Source organism: Paludibaculum fermentans (assembly GCF_051172195.1).
Classification (GTDB): domain Bacteria; phylum Acidobacteriota; class Terriglobia; order Bryobacterales; family Bryobacteraceae; genus Paludibaculum; species Paludibaculum fermentans_A.
Genome location: NZ_JBPJAQ010000004.1, coordinates 331,001 through 347,144, shown reverse-complemented (window position 1 = coordinate 347,144; position 16,144 = coordinate 331,001). Strand labels below are relative to the sequence as shown.

Below are 16,144 nucleotides of genomic sequence, written 5' to 3'. Positions count from 1 at the left end.
CCTCGTTGGGTCAACTGCAGTAGAAAACCAGGTGCGCGCCGGAGGGCAGGTCGCGCAGGTGGACGTCGATCTCCTCCTGCGGCAGCATCAACGCGCCAGGCAGCTTGAAGCCCGACCGCTTGATGGCCTTGGGCCCGCGTAAGTCGATGATATAGGTGGGCTCGCCGGAATCCAGCAGGGCCTTTAGGTCAGTCGGCTGCAAACGCGCGATCCGGTAAAGCCGCATCGCCCGCTCCCTCTGCCACAGCTTCCAGAAGATCCAGGCGGCCAGCGGAGATCCGACGACCACCAGCAGTCCCAGGCCGAAATTGGAGAGTGCCTCGGCGAACTGTTCCACTTTGCGCCGCAGCAGGAAGCCCACCGCCAAGGCCGAACCGGCCCACAGCAACGACCCGGCCGCGTCAAAGGCCAGGAAGCGTCCCACGGGCAGCCGGGCGCTGCCGGCCAGTGGCGGCGCCACCGTGCTCAAGCCGGGGACGAATTTGGCCACCAGCAGTGTGGCGGGCCCCCAGCGGTCAAAGGCATTCGTCGTCGTTCTGACACAGGTATCGGGTTCCAGTGAAAGCTTACAGAGCAGGGCTAGGATCGAGTCGCCTCGCCTGCGGCCCAGGTAGTACCACAGGGTATCCGGAGCCAGGGTGGCAACTATGGCGAGCAACAGGCTCAGCGGGAGGGAATAGTAGCCCAGTCCCGCCATCGCGCCCATCGCCAGCAACACCGGTACGGCCGGAACCGGCGCACCCAGTTGCTCCACAAACACGGCGGCGAACATCAGGCCGTACCCGTGGTGCAGAACGAATTCCCAAACCCCATGCATTTTGGAAGAACCCCAGTTGAGGAAAGACCCGTGCCGAAGGCGCCAAATAGATCCCTACATCTTAGAAGCATCCGGGCCGGTCCGGGATGCAAGTAGCGCGTCCAGCAGTTTCACCAGGCTGGCCGTGCGCCGCTCCCGCAGGCCGGCGAACTGCTTCCGGTGCAGTTCTGTCACAGGCTCATCGAGTTGAGCCAGCAGGGCTAAGCCGCGCTCGCTGATCACCACCCGCACCACCCGGCGGTCGTTTACACCACGGTAGCGCGACACCCAGCCCAGCTTCTCCATGCGGTCCAGCAATCTTGTTACATCCGGATCGCGCGTGATGAGCCGTTCCCCCACTTCCCCGCACGTCAGCGCGTCCGGACGGGCGCCGCGCAGGATCCTCAGCGCATTGAATTGCACCGGAGACAGGCCATAGCCCTTCAGTAATCTGGCAATGTCTTCCATCAGGCCGTTCGCCGCGCGCTGCAAGGCGACGAAGGCCTCGGTTTCGAGCGTGATGCTCATCGCTGCACCCGTCTACTGTTTGGAGGCCTCGAGCACCGCGGCGTTGGTCATGTTGATGAACGCGTCGCGCACCGGCTTTGCATCGTCGTCGCACTGGACCAGAAACACGCCCACCAGTTCCTTCTTCGGATCCACCCACCCATAGGTGCCAAACGCTCCGCCGTGGTTGAACGTGCCGATGCTGTGCCCGGTGAGGGTCCCGATCGGCTCTTTCACTACCGCCCACGTGAGCCCGAACCCTACGCCCGGATCGTGGCCGGCCTTGAGGTCGCCCGTGTGGACCCTCGTCATCACTTCCACCGACGAGGGCGAAAGCAGCTTCTTGCCATTCAATGAGCCCTTGTTCAGCATCATCTGGTACCACTGCGCGAGGTCCAAGGCGGTGGAGTACAGGCTGTGCTCCGGGCCGGAATACTTCGCCCCTTTGCGGTACTGGAGTGCGTCGCCGCCCAGGACATTCGCTCCGGCCTTCACCAACTTGCCGTCTTTCCGGTCGTAGAGCGCGGCCAGGCGGGCCTGCTTCTCGGCGGGCAGGAAGACGTAGGTGTCCACCATGCCCAGTGGCTGGAAGATCCTGGTTTCCAGGAACTTCTCATAGGACAGGCCGCTCTCCACTTCCACGATGCGGCCCAGCGTCGCCAGTCCGGCGTTGGAGTACTGCCACCTGGTGCCGGGCTCAAAGTCGAGCGGTTGCTGCGAATAAATGAGGCACGCTTCGGCCAGCGTGCGGTCCATCTTCACCATGATGTCGCCGATGCCGGGCGCCGCCTGGCCCATGCCCGAGGTGTGCGACATCAGGTCGCGCACTGTGATGGGCCGCGCCGGACGCCGCAGGGTCCGCACGCCATCCGTCTCGGAAGCGATCACCCACAGCCCGCGGAACTCCGGCAAGTGCTTCTCCACTGGATCGTTGAGCCGCACCTTGCCCTCTTCCACCAGCATCATGATGGCCGCGCCCGTGAACTGCTTGGTCATCGACATGATCTGGAAGATCGAGTCCGTTCGCATGGGTTTCTTCGCCTCGATGTCCGCCCACCCGGCCGCCTCCAGGTGCGCCAGCACTCCGTTATGCTGCACCAGCGTCACCGTGCCGGCCACCATCTGGGCGTCGACAAGGGCCTTCATGCGGGGCCCGACTTTCTGCATCTGGGCGGCATCCAGTCCCGCTTTGCCCGCATCGGGCGCCGGAGGAGCGGCGAAGACCAGGCTGGAAAGCAGCAGCAGGCCGGCGAAACATCTGGGCAACATATGTAGAAACTCCACGGGCATTATAATCGCAGGGAACCCGCTCATGCCCATCAGCCGCCGACACTTCACCGCCGCCCTGGCCGCCACTGCCTCCGCCGCTCCCGCTGTTTCTCCGCTGGACGCCGGATTGATTCGCCGCCATGATGACTCCGTCGACCAGATTCTGCGCCAGCAGATCACCGATCCGGCCGACCCCCATCGCGGCGGTTATGCCGACGAGTTCGGGCTGTTCAGCGCCGGCACCGGCGCGGGCCTGTGCGACACGCTGATCGCGGCCTATGCCTGCCCTGGCTCGCGGCACCACAAATCGGCGGAAGTGGCCAGGCGCTTCCACCTGGCCGCCGGCTATCTGACGCGCATGCAGAATGACGATGGCACCATCGATCTGCTCGTCACCAACTTTCACTCCACACCGGACCTGGGCTTCGTCATTCATGGCGCCGCCGGGGCGGCCTGGATTGCGAAACACTTCAACGAGCCGGCCCTGTTCGCGGCCCTGGAGCCGTTTCTGCGCAAGGCCGGCAAAGCCCTGGCTACTGGAGGCGTCCACACTCCGAATCACCGCTGGGTGGTGTGCGAGGCGCTCTCGCAGATCCACGAACTGCTGCCCGATCCCAGCTATCCGCTGCGCATCTCGCAGTGGCTCGCCGAGGGGATCGATATCGATTCCGACGGCCAGTTCGACGAGCGTTCCACGACGGTCTACAACACCGTCAGCGACAAGGCCCTGCTGGTGACCGGGCTCAAGACCGGCCGGCCGGAGTTGCTGGATCCGGTTCGCCGCAACCTCGAGGCCATGCTTTACCTCATCCATCCGGGCGGGGAAGTGGTGACCGAGATCTCCAACCGGCAGGATCAGTACGACCGCGCCGGCATGGACCGTTACTGGTTCCCGCTACGCTACTTCGCCATCCAGGAGAACAACGGGCAGTTCGCGACGGTGGTCCGCAGCATCGAGCAGCGTGCCGGTTCGCTCTCGTTCTACCTGCGCTATCCCGAGCTGCAGAAGCCGTTGCCGGCCTCGAAACCGTTGCCTGATAACTTCGAAAAGCTCATGCCGGCCGTAAAGATTGCGCGGTTCCGGCGTGGAGCGATGAGCGCCAGCGTCCTGCTGAATGGCAACAGCCGTTTCTTCACCATGCGCATGGGCGGCTGCGTGGTGCAGGCGGTGCGTTTTGCCTCGGCGTTCTTCGGCAAAGGCCAGTTCCGCGCCTCGTCTTACGAGAAGACGAAGGACGGCTACCGCATGACGCAGGAGCTGGAGGGTCCGTACTATCAGCCCTTCGATCCGCCGCGCCATGTTGAGGCGTCAGAGTGGTCGGCGCTGCGCCCGCAGCGGAAGAAGAGCAACATCGAACGCCTGCGGTATACGGTCACCGTGAGGGAGAAGGCGAAGGGCTTCGTGATCGAAATCGAAGCGCAGGGCACGGCGGGCGTGCCTCTCGCCGTTGAGGTGAACCTGCGGGAGACAGCCGTGTTGGAGGGGGTGAGCGCGGCGCCGAAGGTGGCCGGCGGCTTTCTCCTGAAGGATGGCTATGCCGTGGCGCGCGCCGGCGGTGACGCCGTCCGGTTCGGGCCGGGCTTCTCGCAGCACACCTACACCCAGGTGCGCGGGGCCGAAGCCAAGCTGCCGGGGTCCAGCGTCTACCTGTGCGGCCTGACGCCTCTCAGGAAGACCATCGAATTCGAGACGATCTAGCGCTTCTCGAGGCGGGCGATGCGGAACATGCCGTTGAGCATCGCGGCTTCCTCATGGACTACGCGGAAGCCGGCCTGGGCGGCGAGGTCGAGCGTGCGCAGGTTCAGGTCGGTCGCCAGGAACTTCATGAGCGGGTTCAACAGCCGCCGGATGAGCCGCGGTTGGCCCGGCCCGTGGAAATACTTGTCGAACAGCATCACGCGGCCGCCCGGCTTCAGGACGCGGGCCGCTTCCCGCAGGCAGCGCAGCGGCTCCGGCACAATGGCCACGATCAGGTGCAGCAGCACGCAATCGAACGTCGCATCGGGAAAGGCGAGTTGCTGCGCATCCATCACCTGGATGCGGGCGGCGGCGCTCTTGCGGCGGGCCTGCTCCACCATGCCGGGGCTGAGATCGACGGCGTCCACCTCGACGCCCGCCGGGATCAAGGGCAGGTCGAGCCCCGTGCCGCAGCCGTCCACCAGCAATCGTTCCCCGGGCTGCAAAGCCGCCAGCTCCAATGACCGCCGCCGCGAAGGCTCAAAGCCGATCAGCTTGTCGTAGTGGGGTGCGTAGAGGTCCCAGCGGCGCGTTTTCCAGCTCATCATTGGCCGTGCAGGACGCGGCTGAGCTTGAGTTGATTGGCGTCGGTGGCGTCGTCCGGGATCGAGCAACCGGGGGCGCAGATCCACTTCGGCGCCGCGACGCGGGCCTTCTGGACGAGGGCGGAGATATCGGCGGCGGTCGAGGTGACGGACTTGTTCTCGTCGAGGCCGCCCATCAGCACGCCGTTGAAGCGGCGCCGGGCCTCGGACATCGGGAACTTTGTGCCGGCCACCGAGTATTGAATGATGGGCGCGCCCCAGCCCTTCCAGAAATAGTCGAGGAACACGCGATCGCCATGCAGGTGCAGGGTGTTCATGGGTGCATCCTGCGCGGCGGCGAGCACCATGCGGTCGAATGGCTCGCTGAACTTGCGGTACTCGGGCACCGTCATGACGGTCTGCTGCGCATTGGCGATGGAGAGGAAGACGCCGGACGCGCCTGCCTCCAGGGCCGCTTTGACATGGTTCGCTTCGGATTTCGCGATGGCTTCCAGGGCGTCGAGCAGCGACTGGGGTTTGTCATGCATCAACCGCAGGACGGCCTCTTTTGAGGACAGCTTCTCGGCCACATTCCAGGGATTGAACTGCGTCTCGACGAAGTACTTCTGGCCGGCCAGGCCATCGCGGATCAATTCCAGGGCCCGCAACTGCCGGGGAAACGGGGAATCCAGCGGCTTCAGCTCATACCACGCGGCGCCGGCCGGTTTCGGGTAGGGATAGTCGCTCATCACCTTGACGAAGTCGACATGGTAGCGGCGCTGGTAATCCATGGTGAACGCGGCATGTTTTTCGGGCGGCTGGGCCTCGTCGTGGAAGTGATGCCAGAACGAGAAGGGCGGACGATCGGGCATACGGCCTTTGAGGACCGCGGTGACCCGTTCCGTCGGGGTCATGCGCTCTTTCTGGGCGGGCGCGAAGAACGCCATCGCGCCCAGCGAGAATTCTCGTCGGTTGATCATGACCGTTTACCTCCCAAGGGATCAGTAGACCGGGTTTCCGGCGATGAGCGGCGGCTGGCGGATCTCGGCGCAGCCCCTGGCCGCGGGCAGCAGTTTGCCGGGATTGAACAGCCGGGCCGGGTCGAACAGCTCGCGGATGCGGCGCATCATGTCCAGGGATTCGGCGGAGAACTGCTTGTCCATGAGATGCACCTTCTCCATGCCGATGCCGTGTTCGCCGGTGATGGAGCCGCCCACCTGGATGCAGTACTCCAGGATGTCGAAACCGGCGCCCTGGGCGCGGTCGAGATCGCCCGGCTTGCGGGCATCGAACAGGATGATGGGGTGCATGTTGCCGTCGCCGGCATGGAAGATGTTGCCGATGGTCAGGCCGTACTGGCTGGAGATTTCGCCGATGCGGCGCAGGGTGGGCGCGATCTGGGTGCGCGGCACGACGCCGTCGTGGACGTAGTAGAAGGGACTGACGCGGCCGATGGCGCCAAAGGCGTTTTTGCGGCCCTTCCACAGCAACTGCCGCTCGGTCTCGCTGCGGGCGACGCGGAACTCGCGGGCATGGCAGTATTCGCAGGCCTGGCGGACCTGCTCCGCCTGTTCCTCGACGGCTTCGCGTACGCCCTCGAGTTCAATGAGAAGGACGCCATCGGCGTCGAGCGGATAGCCGGCATGCACCGCCGCCTCCACCATCTTGAGCATGCAGCCGTCCAGCATTTCGACGGCGGCGGGCGTAATGGCGCGGGCCGTGATTTCGCTGACCGTCAAGGCGCAGTCGTCGGCGGTATCGAAGATGGCGAGGATCGTCTTGACGCATTCCGGCTTCTTCATCAGCCGGATGACGATCTTCGTGACCAGCCCCATGGTGCCTTCGCTGCCGGTGAGCAAGCCTGTGAGGTCGTAGCCGGGGGTGTCGGGCCACCACGCTCCGGTCTGGACGACCGTGCCGTCGGGCAGCACGACTTCGAGGCCGAGCACATGGTTGGTGGTGACGCCATAGGCCAGGGTGTGCGGGCCGCCGGCGTTCTCAGCGACGTTGCCGCCGATGGTGCAGGCGCGCTGGCTGGAAGGGTCCGGTGCGTAGAAATAGCCGTCGGCGTCGACGGCGAGGCTGATATCGAGGTTGACGACGCCCGGTTGGACGACGGCGCGTTCGTTGGCCAGGTCGATCTCGAGAATGCGGTTCATGCGGGCAAAGCCCACCATGATTCCGCCTTTTTCCGGGATGGCGCCGCCGCTGAGGCCGGTGCCGGCTCCGCGGCCGACGATGGGCACGCCGTTGCGGTGGGCGACACGGACTATGGCGCTGACTTCGTCGGTGGTACGCGGGAAAACGACAATCTCGGGGCGGGCCTTGTCGACACCGCCGTCGTACTCATAGAGCCGCAGGTCCTCGGGGCGGTTCAGGTACCCTCGCGGACCAACGATGCGGATCAGTTCGTCCTTCCAAGCGCCCATGGTTGCCCCTCACTCTACTACAACTACAGGAGGGACTCGATGCTGCGGATGACCTCGGGCGCGGTCCAGTCCTGGGGCCCGATGATCTTCTGGCGAACCTTGCCTTCGCGGTCGATGATGTAGGTTTCGGGGTATTTGAACGTGCCGTAGTCGGCGCTGATGTTGGCTTCAGGGTCGCGGGAGGTTTCGAAGGTTACGCGGGCCTGCTGCAGGAAGCGCTTGTAGGAGACGTCGTTCTTGTCGACGCTGACGCCCAGGACGACGACGCCCTTGGGGCCCAACTGCTGGGCCATGGCTTGCAGCGAGGGCATTTCCTCGATGCAGGGCGGGCACCAGGTGGCCCAGAAGTTAACGACCAGCACCTTGCCGCCGAACTCAGAGGTGGAGAGATCGCGGCCGCGGTCCGTGCGGACTGTAAACTTGGGCGCCTTGTCGCCCACCGCCACAACCCGCTCGCGCAGTGAATTGCCCATGACGAGAGCCAGACCGGCCAACAGCACAACGGCCACCATCTGAATCCTGAATGCCAACTTGTTCTTGTCCATAGCGCCGACTTTCCGGATCTGACGTTCCAGATCCCTACCCCTATAATTGTATCGTCAGGTGCGACCCGCGCATCATTCCTACAGGCAGCATCTGGCCTACAGGCAGCATTTTGTCATGTGGATCACCCGCAAGGTCGAATTCTCCGCCTCCCACACCTGTTACAACCAGGGTTTGTCCGAGGCTGAAAACGCGGCGCTGTATGGCGCTGACGCGAATCCGCATGGTCATGGCCACAATTACTCGCTGGAAGTGACGCTGGAAGGCGCGCCCGACCCGGTTACGGGCATGGTGGTGGATCTAAAGGTAGTTAAGCAGATTCTCGAGCGAGAGGTGGTGGATCCGATGGATCATCGCCACCTCAATCACGAGGTTCCTCCCTTTGATGCCGTGGTGCCGACGACAGAGAACCTGGCGGTGGAGATCTGGCGGCGGCTGGAGCCGCACTTCGCGGCAGGACCCGGACGGCTGCATGCCATCCGGCTGTATGAGACCGACGACCTTTTCGTCGAGTATGAGGGGCGCTGAGCTGAGCCTCGACATGCCTGAAGTACGCCTGGTCCGCCGTTACCGCTTCTCAGCCGCGCACCGCCTGCACACGCCGCTGCTGAGCGACGAGCAGAACCGGGAAGTATACGGAAAATGTAATAATCCCTACGGCCACGGGCACGACTACACGCTGGACGTCTGTGTGCGGGAGGAGATCGATCCTGCACGAGGGCGTGCGATATCGGTCGACGCGCTGGACCAGTTTGTGGAGAGCGTGGTCCTGAAGCAGTTCGACCGGCGCAACCTGAACGTGGAAGTGGCTGAATTTGCGACGCTTGTGCCGACGACAGAAGTGCTGGCGGAAGTGCTGGCGCGGCGTCTGGCGGCAGCCTGGCCGATTGCCTTTGCGGGGCATCCGGCGCGGTTCGAAAAGCTTAGAATCTGGGAAACCAAACGCAACATCTTTGAAGTGGTCGCGCCGGTCCCGGCGCCTCAGGAAAGTACTCGGGATGAAATCATCGAAAGCTGTAGTCAAGGTTCTTGAACCGAAGCGGCTCGAGGCCGCGGGCAATGAGGGGGCCATTGCGGCCAATATGAAGGAAGTACTGCGCGCGCTGGGGGAAGATCCGCAGCGGGAAGGGCTGCTGTCGACCCCGATGCGGGCCGAGAAGGCGCTCAAGTTCCTGACCAGCGGCTACACGGCGGACATCGAGAAGATCGTCAACGGCGCAATCTTCACCGAAAAGTGCGATGAGATGGTGGTGGTCAAGGACATCGAGTTCTTCTCGATGTGCGAGCACCACATGCTGCCCTTCTACGGGAAGGTCCACGTGGCCTACATTCCGAAGAATAAGATCATTGGGCTCAGTAAGATCCCTCGCCTGGTGGATGTCTTTGCGCGGCGCCTGCAGGTGCAGGAGCGGTTGACGCAGCAGATTGCCGAGTGTCTGCAGGAGGTGCTGGATCCGGTAGGCGTAGGGGTGATCACCGAAGCGCGGCACTTCTGCATGATGATGCGCGGGGTGGAGAAGCAGCACTCCTCGACGACGTCTTCGGCGATGCGCGGCGCGTTCCGGCAGCGGAAGGACTCGCGGGACGAGTTCCTGGCGCTGGTGCGGCACAACTCGCTGTTGTAAGTCTTCGATCCACACGTAAGTTTTTTAAAGTTTTGTTCCGGCCGCCATGGCATGCTTGCCGATGGCGGCCGTTGCGTTAGGATAAAAACTGAATGCCAGAGAACTTCCGCCGATTCGAAGTGACCGATCCGTTTGGCCGTGTGTGGCAGGCCGAGTTCCGGTGGCAGCAGAATGCCATCTCGATCCGCCACTGCGATGCCGTGGACTGCAAGTATTACATCACCGACGGCGAGGAGAAGCGTGAGGTGGTGGTGGCGTTGATGCACACCGACCTTCTGGCCGCCTCCGCACGTAGAGGAAGGGCGCTGACCGACGCATGGTGCGGGCGTCTGGCGAGCCTTCATCTCGAGCACATGATTTCGACCTGGGAGGACATGGAAACTGCGATTGCGACCGTGTCATCCGCCTCTCTCGACGCCCATAGCAAGACGATTGAAGAGGCGGAGAACAAGGAGCGCGAGCGACTCCTGTACGCCCACTAAGTTCCCCGTTGCATTAGGACAAGCACTTTGGCGACAATTCACTCTGACGCTTGAAGCGCTTGCCTTCCCTTGAGGAGAATCAGCCATGATCGACTGCCCAGAATGTGGCGCTGCCATCGACGTTGAAGAGGACGAACTGGACGAAGGCGAATCCGTCCTGTGTGAGGAGTGTGGGAAAAACTTCGTAGTCTCGTCCGTCGATCCCCTCGAACTGGAAACTGACGGCGAAGGCTTCGACGACGAAGAGTTCGACGAGGAGTTCGACGAGGAAGACGATGAGGAAGACGAGGAAGAGGAAGAGGAGGAAGAAGACGACGATTGGCGTTAAGCTGGTTGTCCTTCTCCTGTTGCTGGTACTCTCTCCGGTTCTGCCTGCTGGTCTGCTCGCAGCCGGAGACAAACCCTCTGAATCGGCTGTGGTTGCTGGAACCGTGTTCCGGGAGCCTGGTTTTGCGCTGCCCGGCGCCGAAGTCACCCTAACCGTTAAAACCAAGCCCACGGGGGCGAAAACACCCAAGCTGCAGAAGAAGAGTTCTGATGCGCGGGGGGAGTTTGCCTTCTATGTTCCACCCCGGAAGGCGCAGTATCTTGTCACCGTGAAGGCCCGCGGCCACGTCCAACAAGAGAAGGTTGTTGACGTGAACGACAGTCCGGACCGGCTGGATGTGTACTTCCAGTTGAAGGCCGAGGCTGCGCCGGAGTCCAAATAGGAGTTCACCATGAATCGCCGCTTGTTTGTCCTGATGCCGCTGCTGGCCGCTTCGCTGTTTGCCTTCCAGTTCACGAACCAGAAGAAGTCGAAGTCACGCGACCCGAACGTGAGGAACGTGGAAGGCGTCGTTTCCCTGGAGGATGGGGCTCCGGCGGTGGGCGCGGTGGTGCAACTGAAGAACCTGAAGAGCCTGCAGGTGAAGTCGTTCATTACGCAGGACGGCGGCAAGTATCAGTTCCAGAACCTGTCGACGCACACCGACTATGAGCTGAAGGCGGACTACAAGGAGTTTGCGAGTCCGACGCGGTCGCTGACGATCTTCGACACCCGGTTGGACGCGGTGGTGAACCTGAAACTGGAGCCGAAGAAGGCTGAAGAGAAGAAGTCCGACGACAAAAAGTGAGACCGGCGCCATGCAACGAATCCTGCTGACCCTGCTGCTGGCTGCCGCTTCCGTGACGGCCGCCGACCTGAAGCCTGTCGACGAGGCGACCTACACCGCCAAGGTGATCGCCCCAGCGAAGGGCAAGGTGCTGCTGGTGAACTTCTGGGCCACCTATTGCGTGCCGTGCCGCAAGGAGATGCCGCAATTGGTGGCGTTGGCTGCGCGGCTGAAGGCTCAGGGCTTCGAACTGGCGACGATCTCGGCCGATGAGCCCGAACAGGCGAAGGATGCCGGCGCATACCTGGATAAGACCAAGGTGCCGGCTCCGGTGTACATCCGGCGGGCCAAGGACGACGACAAGTTCGCGGCGGGCCTGGATCCGAAGTGGTCGGGCGCGCTGCCCGCGTCGTTCCTCTACGACAAGACTGGCAAGAAGGTCCGGTCGTTCTTCGGCGAGGTGAACCTCACCGAACTGGAAGCGGCGATCAAGAAGCTGCTCTAGAGTTCTTCCCCGCGAATCAAGTCATCCAGCGTCTCGCGTTGGCGGATGACGCGCCAGGTGTCTCCCTCGACCAGAATCTCAGGAGGCCGTACGCGCGAATTGTAGTTCGACGCCATGACGAAGCCGTAGGCTCCGGCGGTCATGATGGCGAGCAGGTCGCCGGGGAGGACATTGGCGACTTCGCGATTCTCGGCCAGGAAGTCGCCGCTTTCGCAGACGGGTCCTACAATGTTGGCGACGACGGTGCCGAACTTGGACTTCCGCAGCGGCAGGATTTCGTGGTGGGCCTCGTAGAGGGCGGGCCGGATGAGTTCGGTCATGGAGGCGTCGATGATGACGAACTCTTTCTCTCCGTTCTTCTTCCGGTAGAGAACCCGGGAGAGCAGGGCTCCGGATTCGGCGACGACGGAGCGGCCGGGCTCGAACATCAGGAAGAGATTGTGGCCGTCGACGAGCTGGCGGATTTTGCGCAGGAACGTGTCGACATCGGGGCGCGGATCGCCTGCGTGATAGGGCACGCCGAGGCCGCCGCCGAGATCCAACTCTTTGATGGCAATGCCTTTGGCGCGCAGGCGGCCGACCAGGGCGAGCATCTTCGTGGCCGCTTCGAGCAGGGGGGCGGGATCGAGCAACTGGGAGCCGATGTGGCAGCTTACGCCATCGAGTGAGATGCCGGGCAGGGCGGCGGCGCGCTGATAGACGCCTTCGACTTCGGCGATGTCGATGCCGAACTTGTGTTCTTTCAGGCCAGTCGAGATGTAGGGATGGGTGGAGGCGTCGACGTCGGGATTGACGCGCAGGGCAATGGACGCCGTCTTGCCGAGGCGGGAAGCGAGGGAGCTGATGAGGGCGATTTCGGCTTCACTCTCGCAGTTGAAGCTGTGGATGCCTTGTTGGAGGGCTGAGTCGATCTCTTCGCGGGTCTTGCCGACGCCGGAGAAGACGACCTTGCCCGGGTCTCCGCCGGCTTTGAGGACGCGGTGGAGTTCCCCGCCGGAGACGATGTCGAAGCCCGCACCGGCCTGGGCTAGCAAGTTGAGCAGGCTGAGGTTGCTGTTGGCCTTGACGGCGTAGCAAACGCGGTGGGGGATGCCGTAGAGGCCCTGGTCGTAGGCGTGGAAGCGATCGAGAATGCCGCGCGCGGAGTAGACGTAGCAGGGTGTGCCGGCGTGATCGGCGATTTTGGACAGCTCCACGCCCTCGCAGTAGAGGAAGCCTTCCCGGTATTCGAACGGTTGAAACATAACTGTGTAGAGCCCCCTGTGACGTCAGATTACTTTGAGGACGATGACGGTCTGATCGTCGTGGACGGGAGTGGTTTCGCGGTACTCCTCAATGTCGGCCAGGAGGCCATCGGCCAGGTCCTGAGCGGAGTCGGCGCAATGGGCTTCGAGGAAGCGCCGCAGCCGGCGGCGGCCGTACTCCTCGCCGGTGGGGTTGCCCTGGTCCTGGACACCGTCGCTGAAGAGGACGAAGACGTCGCCGCTCTTGGCCTGAAACTCGGTCTCGTCGTACTCGACATTTTCCAGCAGGCCGACGGGCACGCCGGCAGCGTGCGGCTGCAGGATTTGACCTCCACGGCAGACCAGCGGAGTAGTGGAGCCGGCGTTGGCCATGATGAATTTCTTCTCGGCGGCGCGCCAGAGCATGACGAGCAGGGTGACGTAGCGCGCCGGCACCTGGCGCTCCATGAGGGTGTCGTTGAGCGACTTCAGGAGTTGGGCCGGACTGCGGCGTCGCGGTGCGGCGCCCCGGAGCATGCCGCTGAAGAGGGCTCCGTAGAGGGCGGCGGCAGCGCCCTTGCCGCTGGAGTCGCCGAAGGCGAGCATGGTGTGGTCGTCTGTGTATTCGAAGAAGTCGAAGACGTCGCCGCTGATGAGGCGGGCGGGCTTCATGCGGACGCCGACGTGGAGGCCCGGGAGGTCCGGCGCGGCCTGCGGCATCATGATGGACTGAACCTCGTGGGCGGCTTCGAGGTCTTCCTGAATGGCCTTTTCGCGCTGCTCCAGTTCCTGGTAGAGCCGGGCGTTTTCAATGGCGATGGCGACAGAGGGCGCGATCAGGGACAGGGTGCGGACGTGGTCCTCATTGAAGTAGCCGACGCGTTCGCTTTCGAGGTCCATGACGCCGACGACGCGGTCCTTAACGATGAGCGGGACGGCGACTTCACTGCGGATGCCGGCGTGGGAGTCGATGTAGCGCGGGTCGGTGGAGGTGTCGCGGGAGAGGACGGGCTGGCGCGACTCGGCGGCGGCTCCGGTGATGCCTTTGCCCAGCGGCAGGCTTTCCATCTGGACGCGCTTGTCGTAGCGCTGGCTGAAGAGGCTGACGAGCTCTTTGCGGTCTTCGTCGACCTGCAGGACTATGAAGGCGTCGAAGTTGATGAGGGTCCGGACGCTTTTGGCGATTTTGACGAGGAGCTGGTCGAGTTTGAGAATGGACGAGAACTCGTGGGCCATGTGGCCGAGGGCACGCTGGGTTTTGTTCTGGCGTTCGACGCGGCGGTAGAGGCGGGCGTTGTCGATGGCGGCGCCGACGCGGGAGGCGATGAGCTGGAGCAGGGCGCGGTCCTGGGCGGAGAAGGCGTCGGGTGTGGTGGATTCGAGGTCGATGACTCCGACGAGCTTGTGGCGGGCGAGCATGGGGACGGCGAGCTCGCTGCGGACGGCGTCGAGGGCGTTGAGGTAGTTCTTATCTTCCTCGACATTGCCGGTCATGACGGGCTGGCGCGTGGCGGCAGCTGTGCCGGTGAGGCCTTCCCCCAATGGAATGAGTAGGTTGTGGGCGACCTCGTGGCGATGGCCGAGGGAGTAGCGGATGCGCAGGCCGCGGCGGCGTTCGCTATAGAGCAGGATGGCGAAGAGGTCGTGCGGGATGACCTGGCGAACGATATTGGAGACGTTCTCCATGAGGCGTTCGAGGTCGAGGGTCTCGCCGGTGGCGGCAGACACCTCCAGCAGGAAGTCGAGCAATTCCGCCCGCTCCCGGAAGCGAACCCGGGTTTTGCGTGTGACGGCCATGGGGCTATCGAGCCGTGGCCTCTACGATTTTGACGCTGGCGCTGGCACCGATGCGGCTGGCGCCGGCGGTGTACATGGTTTCGAGGTCTTCGAGCGTGCGGATGCCGCCGGAGGCTTTGACGCCCATCTCGGGGCCGACGACCTTGCGCATGAGGGCGACGTCGTTGGCGGTGGCGCCGTGTTTGGAGAAGCCGGTGGAGGTTTTCACGAAGTCGGCTCCGGCGACCTTACAGAGGGCGCAGGCGATGGCCTTTTCCTCGTCGGTGAGGAGGGCGGTTTCGAGGATCACCTTGAGGATGGCGCCGTGACGATGGCAGGCTTCGGCCACGAGCTGGACGTCGGTCTTCACAGTAATGTGGTCGCCGCTCTTCAGGGCCCCGATATTGAGGACCATGTCGATCTCCTGGGCTCCGGTGCGGACGGCGATTTCGGTTTCGGCCACTTTGGAGGCGGTGGAGGTCGCGCCGAGCGGGAATCCGATGACAGTACAGACTTTAACAGGCGTGCCTTTGAGTTCGGCGGCCACCAGCGGGACCCAGTGGGGGTTCACGCAGACGCTGGCGAAATTGTACTGCTTGGCTTCCGAGCAGACCTTGAGGACCTCGGCTCGGGTGGCCTCGGGTTTGAGGATGGTGTGGTCGATGAGGGCGGCGATTTTGGGATCGATCTTGGTGAGCTTTTCGCTGGAGGAGACGCGATCGGCTCCGGCGGAGATGATGTTCTTTGTTTTCAACGCGCACATCTGGGCGCAGCGCTGGACGCAGCCGGGGCAGACGTCCTCCGACTCGTTCAGGCCTTCGCGGCCCTTGACCGGGTTGCCGGGCTTGAGTGAAGGCAGGGCGGCCGCGGCCGGGGTACCGCCGGCGCCGGCGAGGATCTGTTCGGCGATGGCCGCCGCTATGCTTTCGAGTTCTGCGCGTTCCACGTTGAATACGCCCGTTCGATTTCAGTAATCTTGTCGATTCGGCCCTGATGCCGGCCGCCGCCGAAGGGTGTGGCGAGCCAGGTACGGAGCACGTCCTCGGCTTGGCTTTCGGTGAGCATTCGCCCTCCTAAAGTGAGCACGTTGGCGTGGTTGTGCTCGCGGCTGTTCCGAGCGGAAGCCCTATCATAACATAGGGCTGCGCGGATTCCGGGCACCTTGTTGGCGGCCATGGAGCTACCGATTCCGGCACCATCGACGAGGATGCCGAGAGCCGCCTTGCCTTGCGCCACGAGTTTGGCCACCGCGTGGGCGATATCGGGGTAATCGGCGGCCTTTTCTTCGAAGACACCGACGTCGATTAAGGTCCAGCCGAGGTCGTCGAGCACCGGTTTCAGGTGCTCTTTCATCTGAAAGCCGCCATGATCGGAGCCGATGGCGATCTTTTTGTCAGGTTGGACCAGACGGGCGATCTCCTCGGAGGCGAGTTCGACGATCTGGATGCCGCGTTCCGCGGCGAGATCGCGGGCCGAAGGAGTGAAGATGGAGCCGGGGGGGACGTGGAGCACGCCCTCGCGGGGTACATCCTCCATGGTGACGACTCGGCGCATCAGACTCGATGATCGCACAACGGGAAGTTGGGCCCCGGCGATCTGCGCCACGAAATGTGCGTCTATTTTGCGACAGGCC

At 63.5% G+C, this 16,144-nt stretch carries 20 protein-coding genes; 9 read left to right on the top strand and 11 right to left on the bottom strand.

What is annotated here, in order from left to right; translation table 11 throughout:
* Positions 1-10: 10 nt before the first annotated feature.
* The 3 genes from ACR9Y2_RS38245 to ACR9Y2_RS38235 are packed head-to-tail and all read right to left on the bottom strand — an operon-like array spanning position 11 to position 2,572.
* Positions 11-817 carry a VTT domain-containing protein gene (locus ACR9Y2_RS38245; protein WP_435047181.1) on the bottom strand — a complete coding sequence of 269 codons (807 nt, stop codon included), beginning with the start codon at positions 815-817 and terminating at the stop codon, positions 11-13.
* A 54-nt stretch (positions 818-871) separates the two neighbouring features.
* On the bottom strand, positions 872-1,324 hold the full coding sequence (locus tag ACR9Y2_RS38240) for a MarR family winged helix-turn-helix transcriptional regulator (protein WP_435047180.1): 453 nt from the start codon (positions 1,322-1,324) through the stop codon (positions 872-874).
* A 12-nt stretch (positions 1,325-1,336) separates the two neighbouring features.
* A complete protein-coding gene (locus tag ACR9Y2_RS38235; RefSeq protein ID WP_435047179.1) occupies positions 1,337-2,572 on the bottom strand; it encodes a serine hydrolase domain-containing protein in 1,236 nt (411 codons plus the stop codon).
* Positions 2,573-2,615: 43 nt separating this feature from the next.
* Here ACR9Y2_RS38235 and ACR9Y2_RS38230 point away from each other — a divergent pair, with 43 nt between their 5' ends.
* On the top strand, positions 2,616-4,271 hold the full coding sequence (locus ACR9Y2_RS38230; protein ID WP_435047178.1) for a hypothetical protein: 1,656 nt from the start codon (positions 2,616-2,618) through the stop codon (positions 4,269-4,271).
* Here ACR9Y2_RS38230 and ACR9Y2_RS38225 read toward each other — a convergent pair.
* Genes ACR9Y2_RS38225 through ACR9Y2_RS38210 form a run of 4 tightly spaced genes read right to left on the bottom strand, consistent with a single transcriptional unit; the run spans position 4,268 to position 7,808 of the window.
* A complete protein-coding gene (locus ACR9Y2_RS38225; RefSeq protein ID WP_435047177.1) occupies positions 4,268-4,858 on the bottom strand; it encodes a class I SAM-dependent methyltransferase in 591 nt (196 codons plus the stop codon). The two genes, ACR9Y2_RS38230 and ACR9Y2_RS38225, sit on opposite strands and share 4 nt — an antisense overlap.
* A complete protein-coding gene (locus ACR9Y2_RS38220; protein ID WP_435047176.1) occupies positions 4,855-5,814 on the bottom strand; it encodes a uroporphyrinogen decarboxylase family protein in 960 nt (319 codons plus the stop codon). The genes ACR9Y2_RS38225 and ACR9Y2_RS38220 overlap by 4 nt, the downstream gene beginning before the upstream one ends.
* Positions 5,815-5,835: 21 nt before the next feature.
* Entirely contained in the window at positions 5,836-7,263 is a 1,428-nt protein-coding gene (locus ACR9Y2_RS38215; protein WP_435047175.1) for an FAD-linked oxidase C-terminal domain-containing protein, read from the bottom strand.
* Positions 7,264-7,286: 23 nt separating this feature from the next.
* On the bottom strand, positions 7,287-7,808 hold the full coding sequence (locus ACR9Y2_RS38210) for a TlpA family protein disulfide reductase (protein WP_435047174.1): 522 nt from the start codon (positions 7,806-7,808) through the stop codon (positions 7,287-7,289).
* A 115-nt stretch (positions 7,809-7,923) separates the two neighbouring features.
* Between ACR9Y2_RS38210 and ACR9Y2_RS38205 the strand changes: the two genes are divergently transcribed.
* From ACR9Y2_RS38205 to ACR9Y2_RS38170, 8 genes are all read left to right on the top strand, one after another.
* A complete protein-coding gene (locus ACR9Y2_RS38205; protein WP_435047173.1) occupies positions 7,924-8,334 on the top strand; it encodes a 6-pyruvoyl trahydropterin synthase family protein in 411 nt (136 codons plus the stop codon).
* Positions 8,335-8,347: 13 nt separating this feature from the next.
* Entirely contained in the window at positions 8,348-8,839 is a 492-nt protein-coding gene (locus ACR9Y2_RS38200; RefSeq protein ID WP_435047172.1) for a 6-carboxytetrahydropterin synthase, read from the top strand.
* 37 nt (positions 8,840-8,876) lie between these two features.
* Positions 8,877-9,431: a GTP cyclohydrolase I FolE gene (gene folE, locus ACR9Y2_RS38195; protein WP_435047251.1), complete on the top strand. Its 555-nt coding sequence runs from the start codon at positions 8,877-8,879 to the stop codon at positions 9,429-9,431.
* A gap of 92 nt (positions 9,432-9,523) precedes the next feature.
* Complete coding sequence (locus ACR9Y2_RS38190; protein WP_435047171.1) at positions 9,524-9,913, top strand: hypothetical protein; 390 nt, start codon at positions 9,524-9,526, stop codon at positions 9,911-9,913.
* An 85-nt stretch (positions 9,914-9,998) separates the two neighbouring features.
* The gene (locus ACR9Y2_RS38185) at positions 9,999-10,241 is read left to right on the top strand and encodes an MJ0042-type zinc finger domain-containing protein (RefSeq protein ID WP_194446547.1); all 243 of its coding nucleotides are present in this window, start codon (positions 9,999-10,001) and stop codon (positions 10,239-10,241) included.
* Positions 10,189-10,623 carry a carboxypeptidase-like regulatory domain-containing protein gene (locus tag ACR9Y2_RS38180; RefSeq protein ID WP_435047170.1) on the top strand — a complete coding sequence of 145 codons (435 nt, stop codon included), beginning with the start codon at positions 10,189-10,191 and terminating at the stop codon, positions 10,621-10,623. Before ACR9Y2_RS38185 ends, ACR9Y2_RS38180 begins: the two co-directional genes overlap by 53 nt.
* A gap of 9 nt (positions 10,624-10,632) precedes the next feature.
* Entirely contained in the window at positions 10,633-11,028 is a 396-nt protein-coding gene (locus tag ACR9Y2_RS38175) for a carboxypeptidase-like regulatory domain-containing protein (protein WP_435047169.1), read from the top strand.
* A 10-nt stretch (positions 11,029-11,038) separates the two neighbouring features.
* The gene (locus ACR9Y2_RS38170) at positions 11,039-11,512 is read left to right on the top strand and encodes a TlpA family protein disulfide reductase (RefSeq protein WP_435047168.1); all 474 of its coding nucleotides are present in this window, start codon (positions 11,039-11,041) and stop codon (positions 11,510-11,512) included.
* Here ACR9Y2_RS38170 and lysA read toward each other — a convergent pair.
* From lysA to rpiB, 4 genes are all read right to left on the bottom strand, one after another.
* Positions 11,509-12,756: a diaminopimelate decarboxylase gene (gene lysA / locus ACR9Y2_RS38165; protein ID WP_435047167.1), complete on the bottom strand. Its 1,248-nt coding sequence runs from the start codon at positions 12,754-12,756 to the stop codon at positions 11,509-11,511. The genes ACR9Y2_RS38170 and lysA overlap by 4 nt on opposite strands.
* 24 nt (positions 12,757-12,780) lie before the next feature.
* Entirely contained in the window at positions 12,781-14,532 is a 1,752-nt protein-coding gene (locus tag ACR9Y2_RS38160; RefSeq protein WP_435047166.1) for a GAF domain-containing protein, read from the bottom strand.
* 4 nt (positions 14,533-14,536) lie between these two features.
* Positions 14,537-15,199 carry a deoxyribose-phosphate aldolase gene (deoC, locus tag ACR9Y2_RS38155; RefSeq protein ID WP_435047250.1) on the bottom strand — a complete coding sequence of 221 codons (663 nt, stop codon included), beginning with the start codon at positions 15,197-15,199 and terminating at the stop codon, positions 14,537-14,539.
* A gap of 230 nt (positions 15,200-15,429) precedes the next feature.
* Entirely contained in the window at positions 15,430-16,116 is a 687-nt protein-coding gene (gene rpiB, locus ACR9Y2_RS38150) for a ribose 5-phosphate isomerase B (RefSeq protein WP_435047165.1), read from the bottom strand.
* Between the last annotated feature and the right edge of the window lie 28 nt (positions 16,117-16,144).